This is a genomic window from Bacillus sp. SORGH_AS_0510, from assembly GCF_030818775.1.
In the GTDB taxonomy this organism is placed as follows: domain Bacteria; phylum Bacillota; class Bacilli; order Bacillales; family Cytobacillaceae; genus Neobacillus.
On record NZ_JAUTAU010000001.1, the window covers coordinates 3,033,294 to 3,051,123 of the forward strand.

Genomic DNA, 17,830 nt, shown 5'->3' on the forward strand with positions numbered 1-17,830 from the left:
AAAAAGCCTCCATTGGATTGGAGGCTTAATTCTTATTGGAATGAAATTAAAGTTAAGACTTGACCCCTGTTCGCTTCAAGTGTTAGGGTGATATTTTTTCCTTGATGATGAAACAGTTCGTTTATCATGTTTCCTGTTGCTTTTGCCACATGTGTTTTTCCATCTGATGTTATAAAGCGGAAAGTTCCACCGGATTCAATTCCAGCTATATGGGCTGATACTATAATTTGATTTGTATTAGCAAAAGTGGTCTCAGGCAGTTTTATTGTTTGTCCAATTTTCAACCTTGTTGGATCTACAGTTGGATTTAGTTCTTGTAGTGATGAGATGGGGACCCCAAATGCTTTACTGATTTTTGTAAAAGTATCGCCGCTCTTAATCACATATACAGACTTACTTGGTTCTGATGGTTCGTTTTTCGATAAGTGAGTTGCACTAACGAATGCTTTTTTGCCGTTAAAAATAATTTGAGCCCAGCCATTACCTATTGTCGTAACCGATACACGATCATTTAATTGTAATGACCCTACTATTGAACTACTTGTAGATGCTGCTTCCCTGACCCTCAATGATGAAGCAGTTACATACATATTTGTTTGGTCACCTGTTGGTGCATCAATTGTAGCTCCTGAAAGGTACTCAGCGCTTACAAAACAAACTCGTCCTTTAAGAAGAATAGCTGCCCACACCCATTTTCAATATATGAGACCTTAACAACATCCCCTTTTTGATATTGACCAATAATGGTACTTGATGTGCTTGGTTGCGACCTAATATTTAGTTTTGTAGCGGTAACCGTTTGATTTTGGACTTTAGGTAATAAAATTTTTTTACCATCAATAGAAGTTAACCCATTGGCCTCTAATATTTCTTGGGCTGTTACTCCATGTGCAGCTGCAATATTTTCAATTCTTTCACCATTTTTCACCTGATAGGTGTATTCATGGATAAAAGCTGCATTCGCATTAGTAGAAAACACCCCCAGAATAACAGTAAAAATTCCCGTTACCACAAGTTTCTTTACAGGACTTTTTTGGATCCATTCGTTAACTTTTTGAACATATGTATGTAAATTTGTATGAATATCATTTAATAGTCCTTTTACATCAATCACGTTTCGAATGTCAAAGAGACTTACAGACTTATAATATTCCCGTTTTTCCATCCTTGAAGTGAAAATTGGTGGTTCACTTTTTATTTTCTTTCTTTTTCCATAAGTATCTTTTCTTTTTAATGAAAGTTCACCATATGCAAATAATTCTGTAGTCATAATACCCTTCTCCTATTTCCCTCTTAAGTTGTATCTTTCTCCCCATAGTGTATTCGATGATTGATGTGATTTTGTGTCCACATTCCTTCCATAATTCCTCTCTAAAGGTAAAATATTTTTCTATAGGTTCAAAATAGCAGAAATAATTAAAGGCACACGCTTTTAAAATGTCGTGTGCCTTTTAGTGTCCCGGTATATTTTCTTTTGAAATGGCAGTAATTGTTTTTGCCAATTTTTTTGAAGATGGTTTATATATAAGGTAAATGCTTCTGCCAAATTGATCTTCGGCAAACTCCCTAATTGTAGCGGATTCGGCTTTCACATTTCGAGAAACCATTCGAGGCATAATAGAAACCCCAAGGCCACTGGATACAAAGGCAACGATGGATTCATTTGTTTCTAACTCAATCCCAAGCTTATATCCAATATTATTTTTTCTACAATAATTCTCAAAAAATGTGCGGATGTCACACGGATGTTTATGAATGATCAGTTGGTTATCAACAAACTCTGTTATAGAAAGAGCCGGTTGATCACTATTTACCGTCATTGGGAGGATTGCATCATATGGCTCCCAAAATATATTCTCCATAACAAAATTCCGATTATTCGTTACATCTTGCGCGAAAACAAAATCAGCCAGATTATTTTCAACTAATCTTACTAATTCTTCTGTTGTATCCTTAATTAAAACCTCAATTTTATAGTCATCTCTTAGTCTATTAACAATAGCAGGTAGAAAATGTGTGCCAATGCTTGGCAACGCACCGATCTTAATGGTTTGTTTTTTGGCATATTGATTCATTTCAGACGAAAGTTCATCAGCGGCCTTTAATAATTCAATCCCTTTTAGGTACAAATGTTTACCTGCTTCGGTTAATTCTATTCCGGTCGTTTTCCTTAAAAATAGTTCGCAATTTAACTCACTCTCAAGTTGAGTGAGTTGTTTTGAGAGCGCTGGTTGTGAAATGAATAGATTTCTAGCCGCTGTCGTAACGCTGCCTGCTTCTACCGTAGAAACAAAATATTTTAATTGAATTAATTTCAACACGGACATCAAATCCTCTTAATCATTTGGCTCTGTTAAACTTGCCTGTTGATTTCCGCTCCAGGCACGAGCGGTTCGTGGGTGTTTCGGCGAGCCTCCTCGACGCAAGCGTCTGCGGGGTCTCTCCTGAACCATACTCCCACAGGAATCTTCGTGCCTTCCGCTCCAATTAACAGGATGTATTAATCAACACTGTTCTTTAACACAGCCAATCATTTAAAAACGCCCAATTTTACCTTAATCTCAGATTACAATAATGAGGAAAATATGTGAATAATTTTTTTTTTTAATTCATAAAAACGGCTCTTTTCTAAGACATTGTTGCTTTGGTCTGCTTTATTTTAAGAATTGTTCTATTAAATAGGCGGAGGAATTCCGCTTATTTTGGAAAACTGGATGTAAATTAGTCCAAATAAAAGGAGATATTCCGCTGATTTTAAAACGCAAAAATGAGCCACTTTTCTTTTGAATAACTGGAAAAACTCCGTTTATTGGTTAATCTACTAAGGGCACAATCCAATTAGTCAGCTCTTTCTTAATTCTACTAACGAATATACCCATAACTAGTCGCTATTACCTTATATTAAATCACCTTTCCCTATTACACCTAAAAACTGGTATTCTATTATTAAAGTAAAAAATTAGGAGGAATTTCGATGAATGTTGTTTTACAATTTGGCTCAATCATTCCATTTTTAGAAGATTTAAAGCAAGTGGAAGACGATCATATTTTCTTCTCACCGATTGGTGAAGGAAAGTGGTCGTCGGCTTCTATTGTTGCACATCTTTTATTATGGGACCAATATATACAGAACTCTAGACTACCATTGATGTTGGCTGGAGAAACCCTCCCCACTGGACAAGTAGATGTCCAAGCAATTAATAATGATGCCCAAAACTTTGCCCATTCGGGTATTAGTAAAAATGAACTTATTGAGAAATTCATCCTCAACCGGAAAGGACTACTCAAAGAACTAACAGATACCAATCTCCATACTACATTTACAATCGGTGAGCATTCTTTCACACTTGAAAAATATTTGGTCGGTATGGTTGAACATGATGAACACCATATGAAGCAAATAAAAGAAGTATATGAACTAGCTAAGTAAAGTTGTATCAAAAAAATGAAGAATATTGTTTGAATAATACCAACTAGTAGCCCTTTTTATTTTTTGTTATTAGTACTAGGTCATGAAAATAAGTAATAACATTTAGTAAATTAGTTTAATTTGCTGAGGAGGATCATTCATGACAGAAGAACAGCATCAACATTTATTAGAAACAAGAGAAAGCCTGTTCAACGAAATTAGTTTACTAGGGGACGAAGAATTTAATAGAAGTCCTGGACTTGACAAATGGAGTATCGCACAAGTGTGTCATCACCTTGCTATTACTGAGAAATTATTTGCACGTGCCATTGATTATGGTCTAAAGCAATCATCCAGTAATCATGTCAAACAAAAAAATATCCAGGTATTATTGGACCGAACTATAAAAATCGAGGCCCCAGAAATTGTAAAACCAGTTTTAGAATCATTGGAATTAGTGCAAATCACTGAACTCTTATATGATTCCAGAAACTACTTACTCACTGTTCTTGACAGTGTGGAGGATAAGGTGATTTTGAGAGAAAAGTCAGCAAAGCATCCTATTTTTGGCGAGCTACCCTTAAATCAATGGATTGACCTAATATACTTACATGATCAACGACATATTGACCAAATTAAAGAGATAAAAAACTCTATCCGCATCCAATGAAGATAGCTTGGCTTCTGCCAAGCTATTTTTTTATTTCTAAATTAAAACTCCAGGGCCACCCCATTATCTGGAACAAATACATTTGATAGCTGATGAGTCGTAATCAATTCCTTTAGTTCACTTCGAGTTAACAAGCAATGATTCCATGACTCCATATGAACGACAACTATTTTTGAAGAAGGGCTTGCTGCATGAACCTTTTCAATGTCCTTGACACCCATCGTGATGGGATCTCCTGTTAAGAATTGTGCTTCCCCTCCATTTAGTACAATTACATCTGGAGAAAAATGAGAAATAGCTTCTTCAACTTCCGTACACCAGACGGTATCCCCTGCCAAATAGATGACAGGCTCACCTTCTGCTTGTAAAACAAAACCAGATACTGGGCCCATCTGTTTTCCAAGTTCCCCCGTCCCATGCTGCCCCCCAGTTCTTGTTAATTGAATTCCATTCCAACTTGTTTCATGCTGGACTTTAATTACCTGTTTAAAACCTTGCCCCACCAGCTTTTCTTCATCCTCAGGCTGACAAAAAACAGGAAGGTCTTTAGGAAGTAATTCTATAGCTTGATCATCTAAATGGTCACGATGAGTATGGGTAATGATTATAGCGTCTATATCACTTACTATTTCTTCTACCGTAATCGGCAGGTCAACTAAAGGGTTTCTATATTCATTAGCTGCATTTGCTACGGGTCCAAGTAAGCCCTTTGTGCTAAACATCGGGTCAACAAGCATGGTCTTTCCTTTAAAACGGAACTTGATCGTTGCATGCCTAATTAATTGAATGTTCAATGGTCTCACCTCAATAGTTTTTTGTTATAAAAATAGAATACATCCAAAACCCATAAATAGGAAATATATAAATTTTATATACCCATAACCATAGGTTATAGATGGTTACATTAGTGTGAAGGATGTTTTGTTGACAGTATTTTTTTAACATGCAATACTTGAACTACAATTCATGTTTTTAGGTATTCATCCTATTAAAGGAGATATTAAATGAAATTACGCAATACTATCAATTTCCTAGTAATAATTATTGTCTATACTGCTTTAACGTTTTATATTGGCTGGAACGGTTGGTTGTGGCTCCATACAGCATTTGGACTTGAGACAAAGTGGGTCTATGGGGTCCTTCTCTGTGTACTTTCCTTTTCCTACATTATTGGTCATTTCTTAAAAAGCATAGCCTTATTTAAAATCATAGGTTCCTATTGGTTTGGAGTTTTGCAGTATGCAATTTTATTCCTTCCTATTGCCAATCTTATTGCAATTTTATTAGTACTTTTTGGCCTGCCAAAAGCAACAGTAATCACTTGGCTAGGCGTAATCGTACTAATCGCCTTTATCGTTCTATTCATTATTGGAACATTTAATGCCTATAGCCCTGTTGTCCGTCATTTTTCAATTGAGATTCCCAAACGCGGCCAAACTCGTTCACAGCTTAGCATTGCCATGGCTTCTGATATGCATTTTGGTAGACTCTCGGGTCCTGGCCATGCACGGCGTCTTGTTAAAGAGGTGAATTTACTACAACCCGATTTAATTTTATTACCAGGTGATATTATTGATGATGATCCTGAACCATTTATAAAGAAGAAGATGGGGACCATCATGAGTGAATTATCCGCACCACTTGGTGTTTATGGGGTTCTAGGTAACCATGAATATTATGGGGGTGGGATACCGAAGTACTTGAAAGAAATGGAACAAAACGGGATAAGAATATTAATGGATGAAGTCATTAAAATAGAGGATATGTTTTATTTGGCAGGTCGGAAGGATAAAACGGATCGTAACAGAAAGTCGATTGACACTCTCCTTTCAGACATTGACCACTCGTTGCCGATTATTTTGATGGATCATCAGCCGGCTGAAGTGAAACAAGCGTCAGATAATCAGGTAGATTTGCTTCTTTCGGGTCATACTCACCGAGGTCAAATGGCACCAAATCATTTAATTACCCGAAGGATCTTTGAAGTGGACTGGGGGTACCTCCAAAAACAGCAGCTTCATACCATCGTTTCATCGGGATATGGCTTTTGGGGCCCGCCGCTTCGGATTGGCAGCCGATCAGAGATCATTCAGATTGATGTGAAGTTCACAGGTTCGATAGAGGAAATAGAATGAATTAGCTCTGCCTTTTAAATGAAAACCATCTTCCTTTTGGTCACAATTTTACAGGATATTGGCAGTATATTTATGTTTAACTGTCCCAATTAGATTGTTATAATGTTGGTTATGAAATAGTTAGGAGGCTCCCTCAATGACCACATTTGAAAAGTTAAAGCCCATTATTGCAGACCAACTGGGTGTTAAAATGGAGAATATCAGAATGGATTCATCATTTAAAGATGACTTCGAAGCAGATTCGCTTGATATGGTGGACCTGACGATGGAAATTGAAGATGAATTTGCCATTGAAATTAATGACAAAGTTGCAACGAAACTTCAAACGGTTGGCGATGTTGTAAACTTTATTGAAAAACGATAACAAAAAGGCTCTTTTCTAAAAGTTTATGGCTTTTTGGATTCGCTGATAAAATTGGATATTCGCCGATAAAGTGGTTCAATTCGCTGATAAATTTTTAGATTCGCTGATAAACTGGTAAAAATCGCTGATAAAACAGATAAACTAACTAAGAAGGTATCGTTTTACACCTTTTAAGTAACTTATTCGGAATTTGAACGGGATTAATAACAAAATTCTTTACGAAAACAGCAAACAAAAAAGTCCGATTTCAGAGTGAAATTGGACTTTTTTTATATTAAGAAAAGGTCTACTTCCACTTTAGCCTATTTCGAATGCTTAAAGTGAATTATTCCATTCTCTTCACAACTGTTTCCTGAATTCTTCGGATCACATCGCCTCTACTAATTACCCCCACGACATGGTTATCATTATCAATAACGGGTAGTTTCTTAAAGTGATGTTTCGCTAACAAGTTTACGACGGTTTTCATCTCATCGTTTGGATGTACAGTCACAATTCCTTTTGTTTTAGCAATCCGAATAACTTCCACTTTAGCCATTTCCTCTATGCGTTCTTCTAATGCTTCCTCAGCAATATACGTGATAAAACTAATATAATCTTGGATTCTCCGATCAATGGGCTTGAATGCTCGTAAAATATCTCCGTCTGTTACCATTCCAGCAAGCCTTCCATTTTCATCTACAATAGGAACACCGCCAATTTTCTTCTCAACAAACGTTGTCATAACGTCTTTAATAGAACTGATCGGTCTTACAGAAATGACATCCTGCACCATAAAATCTTTGACCTTCATTTTCGTCACCGCTTTCTATTTATTGAAAAAATTGTCCCTTGTTCTAATGTAAAATTACCCTGAATATTATTAACATCTATCTTTTTATGACAATTGATTCCGTAATTGCTCCAACTTATCTGGGGGGAAAATCATCCTACAAATGACCTTGGCTATGTTTTGAACATTTTCCTTTTGACCTGTTAATCGCTCTTTTTCGTAGCCATTTTCCACTAGAATCATAATGGCCCAAGATACTGTTTCTAAATCTAAATCCTCCCAGGTCCACCCTTTTTCATTTGCTTGTTTTAATCCTAAATGAATTCTGTCATGAACCTTTCTTCTTGCTGCACCGAGTACCTCACAAAGCTCTGAATCCTTTAGAAGCAGTTCAGGCAACACTCGGTGGAGTCCTAATTCATTTAACCGTTTATAATGTTCCTCTAAAAGTGTGGTTAATAATTTTTCAGGATTACAGGAAACCCAGCTTGGTTCAGGAGGGAGAAGCCGTTCAAGCTTATCTTCTAATAATGACAGCAACAGCTGGCGTTTATCTGAAAAATAACGATAAAAAGTCCCGGTGGCTACCCCAGCATGTGCAGCAATCTCCTTTGCCGTAGTTTGCTCGTACCCTTTTGAAATGAACATGGCACGTCCACTTTCAAGCAATGCTTTTCTTTTTTGCTGGGCACGCTCCTGCTTAGGAATAATTGGGAACTCACCTATTAGTGTATCTTCACGTTCAGACATTTTATCACCTCACAATTATCATATCACTTTCCTTAAAATTGAACCATAGTTCACCTTTTTAATTGACAGGTATTTTAAGACATGCAATACTTGAACTAAGGTTCATGTTATAATTATTTCATTATTTTACACCCCTTTTATGATGGAAGGATTGTAACATAACCTGCTCCATTTTAATTTTTTCTTATACAAAAGCAGGAGTTCTTCATTTTTTTTCGAATTATTTATAGTATCTTTATCACCATTTATTTATTTTTTTCATATATTTTACCAACTATCGGAAGGTGTTGATTAATGTGGCCAATCAATCTGAATCAAAAAAAATCTCTGTTAATTCAACAATCTCATTAAAAGGGATTGTAAAAGCCATTTTCAACGATACCGTTCATGTACAAATTGGTGGGAAGATTATTCCCATTCCTGCTTCAGATTTCCTTGTAGAGAAACCAAGTAAATAATTGTAAGGTAAATTTAAAAAAGCGATGCTCTGGTATTAGAGTCATCGCTTTTTTGTGTGTAAAATATACGCTTTGCCTAGGACTTATTAGCAGGAATTGCTTTTTGATAACAATCACATGTAACAATATGGTCGATCACCATTCCAGTTGCTTGCATAAACGCATAGCAAATAGTCGAGCCGACAAATTTAAAGCCGCGTTTTTTTAAGTCCTTACTTAATTTATCACTGATTTCGGTTTTTGCCGGGACCTCTGTTAACTCATTAAAATGGTTTTGGATCGGCTTACCGCCGACAAAGGACCAAATATATTTTTGGAAGGATCCGAATTCATCGATGATTTTCAGATAGGCGTGTGCATTGGTAATGACGGCATTAATTTTCAGCTTATTTCTTACAATTCCTTCATTATGTAAAAGTTCTTCTATTTTCTTGTCGTCGTACTGAACAATTTTTTCCGCCTCAAAGTTATCAAAGGCTTTGCGGTAATTCTCTCGTTTCTTTAAGATCGTATACCAGCTTAATCCTGCCTGCGCCCCTTCAAGATTTAAATATTCAAATAGCATTTGATCGTCATAAACAGGTACTCCCCATTCATGATCATGATAATCCATATACAACGGATCCTGATTTACCCAACCGCACCTATTCATCCTGAACCCTCCCGTTTTCTTATGGCTTTGTTAAACTTGTCTGTTGATTTCCGCTCCAGGCACGAGCGGTTCGTGGGTGTTTCGGCGAGTCCTCGGCGCTTGCGCCTGCGGGGTCTCCCCTGAACCATACTCCCACAGGAGTCTTCGTGCCTTCCGCTCCAATCAACAGGGTAAAAAATTTACATTGTTCTTTAACAAGCCTTTTTTTTAGTATATCAGAAATTTCATTTAAGAACAAACGTTCCTGTTAATATATAAAAAAAGCGGAATCAATTTACGATTCCACTCATTACTTTCATTATCGTACCCATTCACCATGTTGGTTTACTTTGTAACCATTAATTGTTGTATTAACTGCCATACTTCCGTCTTTGTTTAAGTAGTACCACTTGTTAGCTGATTGTACCCATCCTGTTTTCATTTCACCTGACTGTGCTAAATAGTACCATTTGTTCTTTGTTTTTACCCAGCCGGTCTTCATCTCGCCGGATTCTGCGAGGAAATACCACTTGTTTCCTGTCTTTACCCAACCTGTTTTCATTTCTCCTGATTGTGCTAGGTAATACCATTTGTTTCCTGTCTTCACCCAACCTGTTTTCATTTCACCTGTTGTTTCAAGGTAATACCATTTGGCGTTATCTTTCACCCAGCCGGTTTGTAGATCACCATTCTCATTATGAAAATACCACTTACCGTCTTTGAAATTCCAGCCAACGTGTTTGCCGTTTAATTGTGGTAATCCAGCAATATAGCCTACTCCACCTTTTTTGTCGATTCCAATCCCTGCTTCTATTGCCTTCTCTAATTCTACTTTATTCACGGCTGTTCCTTGAAAATTCTCAAGCTCATCACCTGGGTGTTGATAGTTGCTCAGCACATAGGAGAAACCATTAAAATTATCAAGGACACGTAATCCAGTAGCTTCTGCTCCCACAGGAACAGACAGCACTCGAGAAAGTTCCTTTGTATCAATATTATAGGCCCATACGAAGTTGTTTGTATGCTCCCCGCCATCTTCTCCGATAAATAATGTTCTCATTTTTTCAGAGTAACTTAGGTTATCAGGCTTTGAAATTTTGTCAGGATTCGCTTTATTTCCGTAAGCATCAGGTGCTGCTAAATCTTCTCCAACAACCATTGCCTTCATATCAGATGCTGCATAGTCACTGTTGATTTTGTTGCCATCCTTGTCCTTTAAGCCGCCTGTTAAATTAAGCTCATAGGTTCCACCTGCACTGATTTTATTTAAACGTACATCATCTACTGGATCTGAATGATTCGTATCTTCCAACATGGCTTTTCCAATTTCAGAGATGGCCATATATACTTTTTTATCTTTTGCGTTAACGGTGATCCCTTCCATTTTACGGAATTCTGCTGTTGCGCCTTTTAATGCTGCATAACGGCGTGATTCAAGGAAAGCTGCTGCTTTTTCCATGCCGGGCTTTAGTTTAATATATTCCGTTTTTCCACCGCTAGAGTCTGTTTTAATCGCTGTAAATCCTTCTGTTGGCTCGCTAGCCGTTTCAAAGATATCACTGAATTTTGTTCCCTTGTCAATAATCGCTCTCACTTCGTCATCAGTAGCATGTCCTAACTTCACCCATTCAAGGTTACCAGACCCACCATTTTCTGCACTAGTTTGAACAAATTTCGCAGCATATAAAGTTCCTGCAGATAAGTCTTTTTCTTTGTCGGCAACATACATAAACGTTACAGTATAGTTCCCATCATCACCAAAAAATGCGGTCTTATTATCAGGCATCACTGTCATAATTTCATGAGAAAAACGGCCAGCACTGTAGTGTTTAACGACACTGGTATCACCATTTGGCTTTACTGTTACTTCTGGAATAAAACCATAATTATATGGATTTGCTTTTGATTCATCCCCAAAGTATAGCTTCGCAAAGCCTTTCACATTCGTAGAGTCTTTATCTGTTCCAATTTCAGCCTCGAATTGACGTGCGTTTGGTTCATATTCTTCTGATCCTAAATGCGTTCCCCAAGGTGAAGTTGAGCCATTACATGGAATCCATAAGCCGTTTACGCTAGAAAAATCAATCTTTTTAGCATCCTTAACGGATAACTCTCCAGTCCTTTTATCTTGGTTTAGATGTGTAAGTGTCATGGAAGCTGGAACCACACCATACGCCGATTTACCAGCATTATCTAATGAATCATATTCAAAATGAGATACCATGAAAAGGTTTCCGCCTACATTCATTAAGCTATTAGAATCTGGAGCATCTGAAATATAATAGGATTCCTGACCAGGAACGCTCTTGTCTACGATTGGATTACCTTTTACATCAATTGGGGTTCCAGCAGGAATTTTTTCACCTTTGTTTGTCACAATCTTTTCATCTGATAGGAATAATTGTTTGTAAGTAAGAGGGAAATTTTTAGTTTTTCCGTCGCTGTAAGTTACATCCATTGAAGCACTAGTATATGTTTTCACCATGTCTTCAATAGAATCCGGTGCCTTCATAGAATTGAACTTAAAAGAATCAATGGAAACATCTTTACCGGCAGCTGCTGCAGGAGTTACTGCAGGAATCATTAGTCCAAGTGCTAATGCTACGGTCAATCTCTTTTTCATGTTTTTAAACCCTCCTAGTGTGTTGGTTAATAACTTCTACTCTATTAAAACCTAATACTATTAAGGGTAGGTTAACGGAATGTTTAGATTTTATTAATTAATGTAAATTTAACTTAACAATAACTGGATAGCCTCGTCTCATTTTTTATTTTCCTACAATTGTTATGAGTTTTTTTCCTGGACTTATAGTAAGATGATGAAGGAAATATAGTTTAGAAGGGATCCATTAAAAAAATGACATATAAAATGATTGTACTAGATTTAGATGATACTTTATTACAGGACGACCACACAATCTCACCACGTACTAAGAAAGCACTAATGGATGCGCAGGAAGCTGGGGTTAAGGTTGTACTAGCGTCTGGCCGCCCCACTTCTGCGATGCTCGATGTTGCAGAAGAATTGCAATTAAAGGACTATGGAAGTTTTATCCTATCTTTTAATGGTGCAAAAATTACAAACTGCCAATCAGGTGAAGAGCTGTTCAGCAGCACCCTGTCACCTGAAATGGTCCACCATTTATATGAAGTAAGTCGTAATGAAGATGTGTGGATTCACACGTATGTTGGGGACTATATTGTGACTGAAGCAGGTAATCAATATACAAATGTTGAAGCTGCTATTACCGGCTTAGAAATTTTTGAAGTCGACAGCTTTGTGGATGCAGTAAACGAACCCGTGGTTAAGGTGTTAATGCTTGAGGAACCTGAAAAGCTTGCTGTTGTTGAGAAAAAACTGCAAGAACAGTTTGTCGGCGAACTAAGTGTTATGCGCTCAAAGCCATTCTTTTTAGAGTTTACTGAGGAAGGTGTAACAAAAGGAACAAGCTTAAATCAATTGATTGATAAGCTTGGGATCTCTCGTGAAGAGGTCATTGCTATGGGCGACAGTTATAATGATCTGGCGATGATTGAGTTTGCAGGACTTGGCGTGGCGATGGGTAATGCACCTGATGATATTAAAGAAAAAGCGGACTTTGTGACCGACACGAATATGAACGATGGAGTTGCGAAGGTTGTTGAAGAGTTTGTGTTAAATGGTGCAGTGCTGGTTTAATAGTTTTATATAGTGAAGTAATATGACTTTATGTAACTTGTAAATTTTTTTACATCATTTGTAGAATTCCTTCATTTTTGTATAGAATTATTACTAATCTGTGTAGAATTCCAGAAATCTTTTAAAAGAAATTTGCAATTTTGTAGATATCCTTGATTTTTATGTAGATATATCCGAAATTTGTGTAGATATCCGTTAATTTTGTGTAGATAAATCTTAAATTTGTGTAGATATCCCTCATTTTTATGTAGATAAATCTGAAATTCGCATCAATGCCCCCAATATCAGATACAAAATCATAAAAAAACGCTCAACTTTTACAAAAGTTGGGCTTTTTTTACCCCAAGTAACCTAGCCCAAGTCTGTCCCCTCTCCCACACCCAAAGCATAAGCTATTACAAGCAAAAATAAAAAAGGCGGAGAGAGGTATGGGATTATTCATCAATAAAAATGAGCATCCGAATGTTTATCAAACGACCCAAAAGCTAAATGAACCGAATCAAGTTTTTTCACGGCACGATTTTCTAACAGATCTTATGAACGAACAGCAAAAGGCGAACAAATCACTTAAACAGGCTTTGGAAGATCAAATGGTGAAGAGCTTACTGGCATTCCATGAGAAAAATGCACAATTAGAGACCATTTTAGAAAATGAAGCCGCAACAAAACAATCCTTAATGGACCAGGTCAGTGAGTTAAATAAGAGTTATCAGGAAATTGCAAACAGGCTGGAGAGAAACGAAGAAACGAATCAACAGCTCTCTGTTCAGATGCAGGAGCAGCTGGAATTGCAAAAAGAAACGGCGGAAAAAATAACAAAACAAGAAGAGTTTCATGGCGGGGTGTTGGAGCGGCTAGATACTCAAGAGGCGTTATTGGATAAGGTCGCGCGCCAAGTAAATCATATCCGCTCGATTCTATTCGAACGGACTAATTATCTTGCTGAAAAAATCGACGATGGCTATAAACTCACTTCCTCCTATGTCTATAAATTGATGACTGGCTCCGAACAGCCGTTAACATTTTTCTTATTGAATCATAAGAAGGAGGAAAAACAAGAAGAAGGTTCACCGCAGGAATAACGGTGAACTTAATTTTTTGAGGTATTATTAACTAGCAAAATTAATCTTTTAATTAAAAATTTGGAAATAAAATTCCAAATGATTGAACAAAATATAGTTACTTAGATACAACCAAAGGAGGCTGCCCTATGACAAATATTTTTGAGTCGCTAAAAGACCTTTTTACACCTATAGCGGACGATGAAAGAAAAAACCCCTTACATATAGGTGAAGTAAACCATTTTTGGTTGTTACTTACCCTCATTGAAGAAGGAATAATGATTTTTCAGTTAGCGTTAAACACCACAACTGACGATCAATTAATACATGCTTTATCCAACGGACACCAATCTGCGAAAGAGGTTAACCAGCGGTTACGCAATTACTTTATCAATGAAGGAATTCCTTTACCGCCTTCTTCTGAGAATAAACCCAAATCGGATCCAAATGCCGTCCCACTTGGCGTAAAATATACGGATGAGGAAATAGCAAACCTAGTATCTGCCAAAGTTGCAGCAGAGATTACGTTGATTGGGCAAGGCTTAGCATTATGTGTTAGAAATGATGCATGTAAATTATTGATGGAAGCTCAGGTTGAGATTTTCAAATATGGCTGTTCATTAAAAAAAATGATGCGCGAACGTGGCTGGCTGAAGGTTCCCCCCTATTACTATCCACCTGGCGCACCTACATCAAACTAAAACAAAAAAACCGCTCAGGCCACCACCGGCATGAACGGTTTTTTCAAGCAAAATTTAGAATTCACCTTTGTTAAAAATATCAGTTAACACAGGAACGATTTGCTTCTTACGAGAAACAACGCCCTTAAGTGTGGCAGTGTTATTTTCAAGTGAAACATTGTATGCTTTTTCTACGGCTACAGCTTTGCTTCCTAACGCTAAACCAACAGAATCATTTGTTAAGATATCAGTTACAACAAATAGGAATAAATCAAGATTCTTCTCTTCGATGATTGAAGTGATTGCTGCTTCAATTTCCGTTTGGCGAGCAAGAACATCAGCTGTGTCAACCACATTTACTTGAGCGATTTCTACCTTGCTAGCGCCCATTTCAAAACCTTTTGCATCAAGGCTTAACAATTCAGCGATTGATTTGTCACGAACATCTGCTCCAGCCTTTAACATTTCAAGGCCGTAGGTTTCAGCATCTACACCTGCAATGGCAGCTAATTCACGAGCAGCTGCCACGTCTTCTGGTGTGCAAGTTGGAGATTTAAAAAGTAATGAGTCAGAAATAATCGCGGATAACATCAAGCCAGCGATCTCAGGCTTAATTTCTTTTCCATTTTCTTTATACATTTTATTTAAGATTGTCGCCGTACAGCCTACAGGCTCGCAACGGTAGTATAACGGATCGCTTGTTTCAAAGTTAGCAATACGGTGATGGTCAATTACTTCTAATACACGAACATCAGCGATATCGGTCGCACTTTGTTGGCGCTCGTTGTGGTCTACTAAAATAACAGTGTTCACTTCAGCAGAAACGGATTCCACTAAGCGAGGAACTTCCGCGTTGAATTGAGTAAGTGCGTATTGTGTTTCACCGTTAACTTGACCTAAACGGACAGGTTCAACGTCCATGCCTAATTGTTTCTTCAAATCTGCATATGCAATAGCAGAACAAATCGTATCTGTGTCGGGATTTTTATGACCGAAAATAAGTACTTTTTCCATGTTACTACTCCTAATCGTATGAAATTATGTAGGACAAGCCCAGAGAGATGGCAATGACCCCATCAAAAATTATATATGATTCTGTTGAAGGATTCAAAACAAAAACCAGAATTAACATAACATATCCTACATATCTATAAGAAGGAATCAAAAGAATATCCATTCGCTTCAAAGCTTTGACGTAATCGTATAATCGCTCGAGAATGAATTTGAGATATTCTTCCTTTTGTTAGATTCAATACTTCTGAAATCTCTACCTGCGATAATCCCTCATAATATAATAAAGAAATGACAAGCCTTTCCTTTTCCGGCATTTTATCGATGCAGGCTGCCATCATTTTTTGGAAATCCGCCATTTGCAAATTGCGATCATGTTTGTCAGAGTGATCATCCTTAATTTGATCTAACCGGCTCTGCTGTTTACCCTCATCATCATTAGAATTCAAGGGCTCATTAAGTGATAGTAAGGTGGATACTGATAAAGCTGCCATTGCTTGGTCTACTTCATCCAAAGGCATGCTTAAAAATTGGCTTAGCTCTTCTTCCGAGGGTGATCTCATCAGATTTTGCTCCAACTCCCGAAAAGCACTATTTAGCTTTTTGGCTTTATCTCTTAAGCCACGTGGGACCCAGTCCATTTGGCGAATGCCGTCCAACATAGCTCCTTTAATTCTCCAAAGACCAAACGTTTCAAATTGATAACCTTTTTTGTAATCAAATTTCTTAATAGCTTCAAGCAAACCTATATAGCCTAACCCGACTAAGTCCTCTTTTGGAATAATACGTTGCGGGATACTTAGGCTCATTTTATTCGCCATTTGCTCAACCAAATACATATACTGTTTAACAAGTTTTTCCTGTGACCTGGAATCATGATTTTCGCGATAAGTCCTCCATAATAAGTCATGTGGTATGGCTTCTTTAATACCTGGATTCAACGTTTATCCCTCCTTTATTGGGTTGTCCATATATTAGGATTGTCGCTCTTCCCCTTTATGTAACGCTCCTAGGGGAATGTGCTGAAACGATTGTTCTTCCTCGATGATTTCATCGATTGTTTTCTCCTGTACCGATTCAAGGGTCTCTCCTAAATGTTGTTCACTGTATTGAATTGAACTGTTCCTTGGGCCCTTTCCGCTCAATTGCCCAACAACAAAGCGTAAAATATAACTGATTAAAAAGAAGATGAGAAACCCGATCATTGCTCTTAAAATAGATGTTTGCCATGTGTTATTTGATAAAGAAAAAAAGAATGTCAGGAGGAATGCTGCTGACCCCGTTATCGTATTAACCTTCCAATTTAATACCATAGGCTCCTCCTTTACATTGACTTACCGAGCGACATTATTTTTTCAAAGAATCCTCGGATTCCTTTGGTTGGTTGTTTTGATGATTCCTCAGACTGCGGTAAAAAGGAATAAACAATTTGTTTAATATTTTTTGACGCTTCACAATTTGGATAAGACATAAAAAATGGCGTTTGTGCTCTAACAGACTGTCTTACATGAGCATCCTCCATTACAAAACCTAATGTTACCAATTTGAATTTTAGAAAGTTACTTGTAGCATTTTTGATCGCTCTTGATGTATCAACTGCTTCTCGATAGCTTTGAGCACGGTTTACCACCAATCGAAAATTTGGTGTCTGCTTGGTAAATTGGATTACAGTTTTTAATACTGCATAGGAATCCGCAATAGCAGTTGGTTCAGGTGTCGTCACCAAAATGGTTTCATCAGAAGCTAATATAAAATCTACTAACTCCTTTGATATTCCCGCTCCTGTGTCTAAAAGAATAAAATCTGCGTAGGTTTGAAGTTCTTGAATCTGACTCCAGAAATAGGAAAGTGTATGTGGATCTAATTCCATAAGGTCCTGGATTTCTAGTCCTCCAGCGATATAATCAATGCCAGCTGTTCCTTTTTCTAATACATCCCAAATGGACTTTTGACGATGCAGTATATCGGCAAGGCTATTGCGTGGGGATACTCCCATAAGAATATTAATATTTGCCGTTGATAAGTCTAAATCCAACACCACAACTCGTTTACCAACTGAATTTAAACCCAATGCAAAGTTAAGAGTGAAATTTGATTTCCCAACCCCGCCCTTACCACTCGTAATGGTTATGACTCGGGCGGAATGATTTTCATTTTGCTGGACATTAAATCGATGCATATATTCTCTTAGACTTTGTGCTTGGTCCATA

The 17,830-nt window shown here is 37.4% G+C and carries 20 protein-coding genes; 8 read left to right on the forward strand and 12 right to left on the reverse strand.

Going from position 1 to position 17,830, the window contains the following annotated elements; genetic code table 11:
- Positions 1-32: 32 nt before the first annotated feature.
- The 3 genes from QE429_RS15580 to QE429_RS15590 form a co-directional block, all read right to left on the reverse strand.
- Positions 33-590, reverse strand: a complete 558-nt coding sequence (locus tag QE429_RS15580; protein ID WP_307288200.1) for a LysM peptidoglycan-binding domain-containing protein — start codon at positions 588-590, stop codon at positions 33-35.
- Between the two features lie 56 nt (positions 591-646).
- Entirely contained in the window at positions 647-1,270 is a 624-nt protein-coding gene (locus QE429_RS15585; protein WP_307288202.1) for an SH3 domain-containing protein, read from the reverse strand.
- A 181-nt stretch (positions 1,271-1,451) separates the two neighbouring features.
- The gene (locus QE429_RS15590) at positions 1,452-2,321 is read right to left on the reverse strand and encodes a LysR family transcriptional regulator (protein ID WP_307288204.1); all 870 of its coding nucleotides are present in this window, start codon (positions 2,319-2,321) and stop codon (positions 1,452-1,454) included.
- Positions 2,322-2,974: 653 nt separating this feature from the next.
- Here QE429_RS15590 and QE429_RS15595 point away from each other — a divergent pair.
- Together QE429_RS15595 and QE429_RS15600 are read left to right on the forward strand one after the other, a co-directional pair.
- Positions 2,975-3,430, forward strand: a complete 456-nt coding sequence (locus QE429_RS15595) for a DinB family protein (RefSeq protein WP_307288205.1) — start codon at positions 2,975-2,977, stop codon at positions 3,428-3,430.
- 139 nt (positions 3,431-3,569) lie between these two features.
- Positions 3,570-4,079 (forward strand): DinB family protein, encoded by a 510-nt coding sequence (locus QE429_RS15600; protein WP_307288207.1) that lies wholly within the window; start codon positions 3,570-3,572, stop codon positions 4,077-4,079.
- 41 nt (positions 4,080-4,120) lie between these two features.
- Here QE429_RS15600 and QE429_RS15605 read toward each other — a convergent pair whose 3' ends face one another.
- Positions 4,121-4,882 (reverse strand): MBL fold metallo-hydrolase, encoded by a 762-nt coding sequence (locus QE429_RS15605; protein WP_373463205.1) that lies wholly within the window; start codon positions 4,880-4,882, stop codon positions 4,121-4,123.
- 201 nt (positions 4,883-5,083) lie between these two features.
- On the opposite strand from QE429_RS15605, the gene QE429_RS15610 reads away from it, so the two are divergent.
- Together QE429_RS15610 and acpP are read left to right on the forward strand one after the other, a co-directional pair.
- Positions 5,084-6,214: a metallophosphoesterase gene (locus QE429_RS15610; protein WP_307288211.1), complete on the forward strand. Its 1,131-nt coding sequence runs from the start codon at positions 5,084-5,086 to the stop codon at positions 6,212-6,214.
- Positions 6,215-6,350: 136 nt separating this feature from the next.
- On the forward strand, positions 6,351-6,578 hold the full coding sequence (gene acpP, locus QE429_RS15615; protein WP_307288213.1) for an acyl carrier protein: 228 nt from the start codon (positions 6,351-6,353) through the stop codon (positions 6,576-6,578).
- 325 nt (positions 6,579-6,903) lie between these two features.
- Here the strand turns inward: acpP and QE429_RS15620 are convergent, their stop codons facing one another.
- Positions 6,904-7,371, reverse strand: a complete 468-nt coding sequence (locus QE429_RS15620) for a CBS domain-containing protein (protein WP_307288215.1) — start codon at positions 7,369-7,371, stop codon at positions 6,904-6,906.
- 84 nt (positions 7,372-7,455) lie between these two features.
- Positions 7,456-8,100 (reverse strand): TetR/AcrR family transcriptional regulator, encoded by a 645-nt coding sequence (locus QE429_RS15625; RefSeq protein ID WP_307288218.1) that lies wholly within the window; start codon positions 8,098-8,100, stop codon positions 7,456-7,458.
- Positions 8,101-8,396: 296 nt separating this feature from the next.
- Here QE429_RS15625 and QE429_RS15630 point away from each other — a divergent pair, with 296 nt between their 5' ends.
- Complete coding sequence (locus QE429_RS15630) at positions 8,397-8,558, forward strand: hypothetical protein (protein WP_307288219.1); 162 nt, start codon at positions 8,397-8,399, stop codon at positions 8,556-8,558.
- Between the two features lie 76 nt (positions 8,559-8,634).
- Here QE429_RS15630 and QE429_RS15635 read toward each other — a convergent pair whose 3' ends face one another.
- The gene (locus QE429_RS15635; protein WP_307288220.1) at positions 8,635-9,210 is read right to left on the reverse strand and encodes a DNA-3-methyladenine glycosylase I; all 576 of its coding nucleotides are present in this window, start codon (positions 9,208-9,210) and stop codon (positions 8,635-8,637) included.
- Between the two features lie 298 nt (positions 9,211-9,508).
- Positions 9,509-11,812 (reverse strand): alkaline phosphatase PhoX, encoded by a 2,304-nt coding sequence (locus QE429_RS15640; protein ID WP_307288221.1) that lies wholly within the window; start codon positions 11,810-11,812, stop codon positions 9,509-9,511.
- A gap of 234 nt (positions 11,813-12,046) precedes the next feature.
- Here QE429_RS15640 and QE429_RS15645 point away from each other — a divergent pair, with 234 nt between their 5' ends.
- The 3 genes from QE429_RS15645 to QE429_RS15655 all read left to right on the forward strand — a co-directional run bounded on the left by QE429_RS15645 (position 12,047) and on the right by QE429_RS15655 (position 14,630).
- Complete coding sequence (locus tag QE429_RS15645) at positions 12,047-12,868, forward strand: Cof-type HAD-IIB family hydrolase (protein WP_307288222.1); 822 nt, start codon at positions 12,047-12,049, stop codon at positions 12,866-12,868.
- 428 nt (positions 12,869-13,296) lie between these two features.
- Positions 13,297-13,950: a hypothetical protein gene (locus QE429_RS15650; RefSeq protein WP_307288223.1), complete on the forward strand. Its 654-nt coding sequence runs from the start codon at positions 13,297-13,299 to the stop codon at positions 13,948-13,950.
- A 128-nt stretch (positions 13,951-14,078) separates the two neighbouring features.
- A complete protein-coding gene (locus tag QE429_RS15655; protein WP_307288225.1) occupies positions 14,079-14,630 on the forward strand; it encodes a DUF3231 family protein in 552 nt (183 codons plus the stop codon).
- Between the two features lie 54 nt (positions 14,631-14,684).
- Here QE429_RS15655 and QE429_RS15660 read toward each other — a convergent pair whose 3' ends face one another.
- From QE429_RS15660 to QE429_RS15675, 4 genes are all read right to left on the reverse strand, one after another.
- Entirely contained in the window at positions 14,685-15,623 is a 939-nt protein-coding gene (locus QE429_RS15660) for a manganese-dependent inorganic pyrophosphatase (RefSeq protein WP_307288226.1), read from the reverse strand.
- 134 nt (positions 15,624-15,757) lie between these two features.
- Positions 15,758-16,561: a sigma-70 family RNA polymerase sigma factor gene (locus QE429_RS15665; RefSeq protein ID WP_307288228.1), complete on the reverse strand. Its 804-nt coding sequence runs from the start codon at positions 16,559-16,561 to the stop codon at positions 15,758-15,760.
- 33 nt (positions 16,562-16,594) lie between these two features.
- Positions 16,595-16,933: a hypothetical protein gene (locus tag QE429_RS15670; protein WP_307288229.1), complete on the reverse strand. Its 339-nt coding sequence runs from the start codon at positions 16,931-16,933 to the stop codon at positions 16,595-16,597.
- An 11-nt stretch (positions 16,934-16,944) separates the two neighbouring features.
- Complete coding sequence (locus QE429_RS15675; protein ID WP_307288231.1) at positions 16,945-17,829, reverse strand: MinD/ParA family protein; 885 nt, start codon at positions 17,827-17,829, stop codon at positions 16,945-16,947.
- Between the last annotated feature and the right edge of the window lies 1 nt (position 17,830).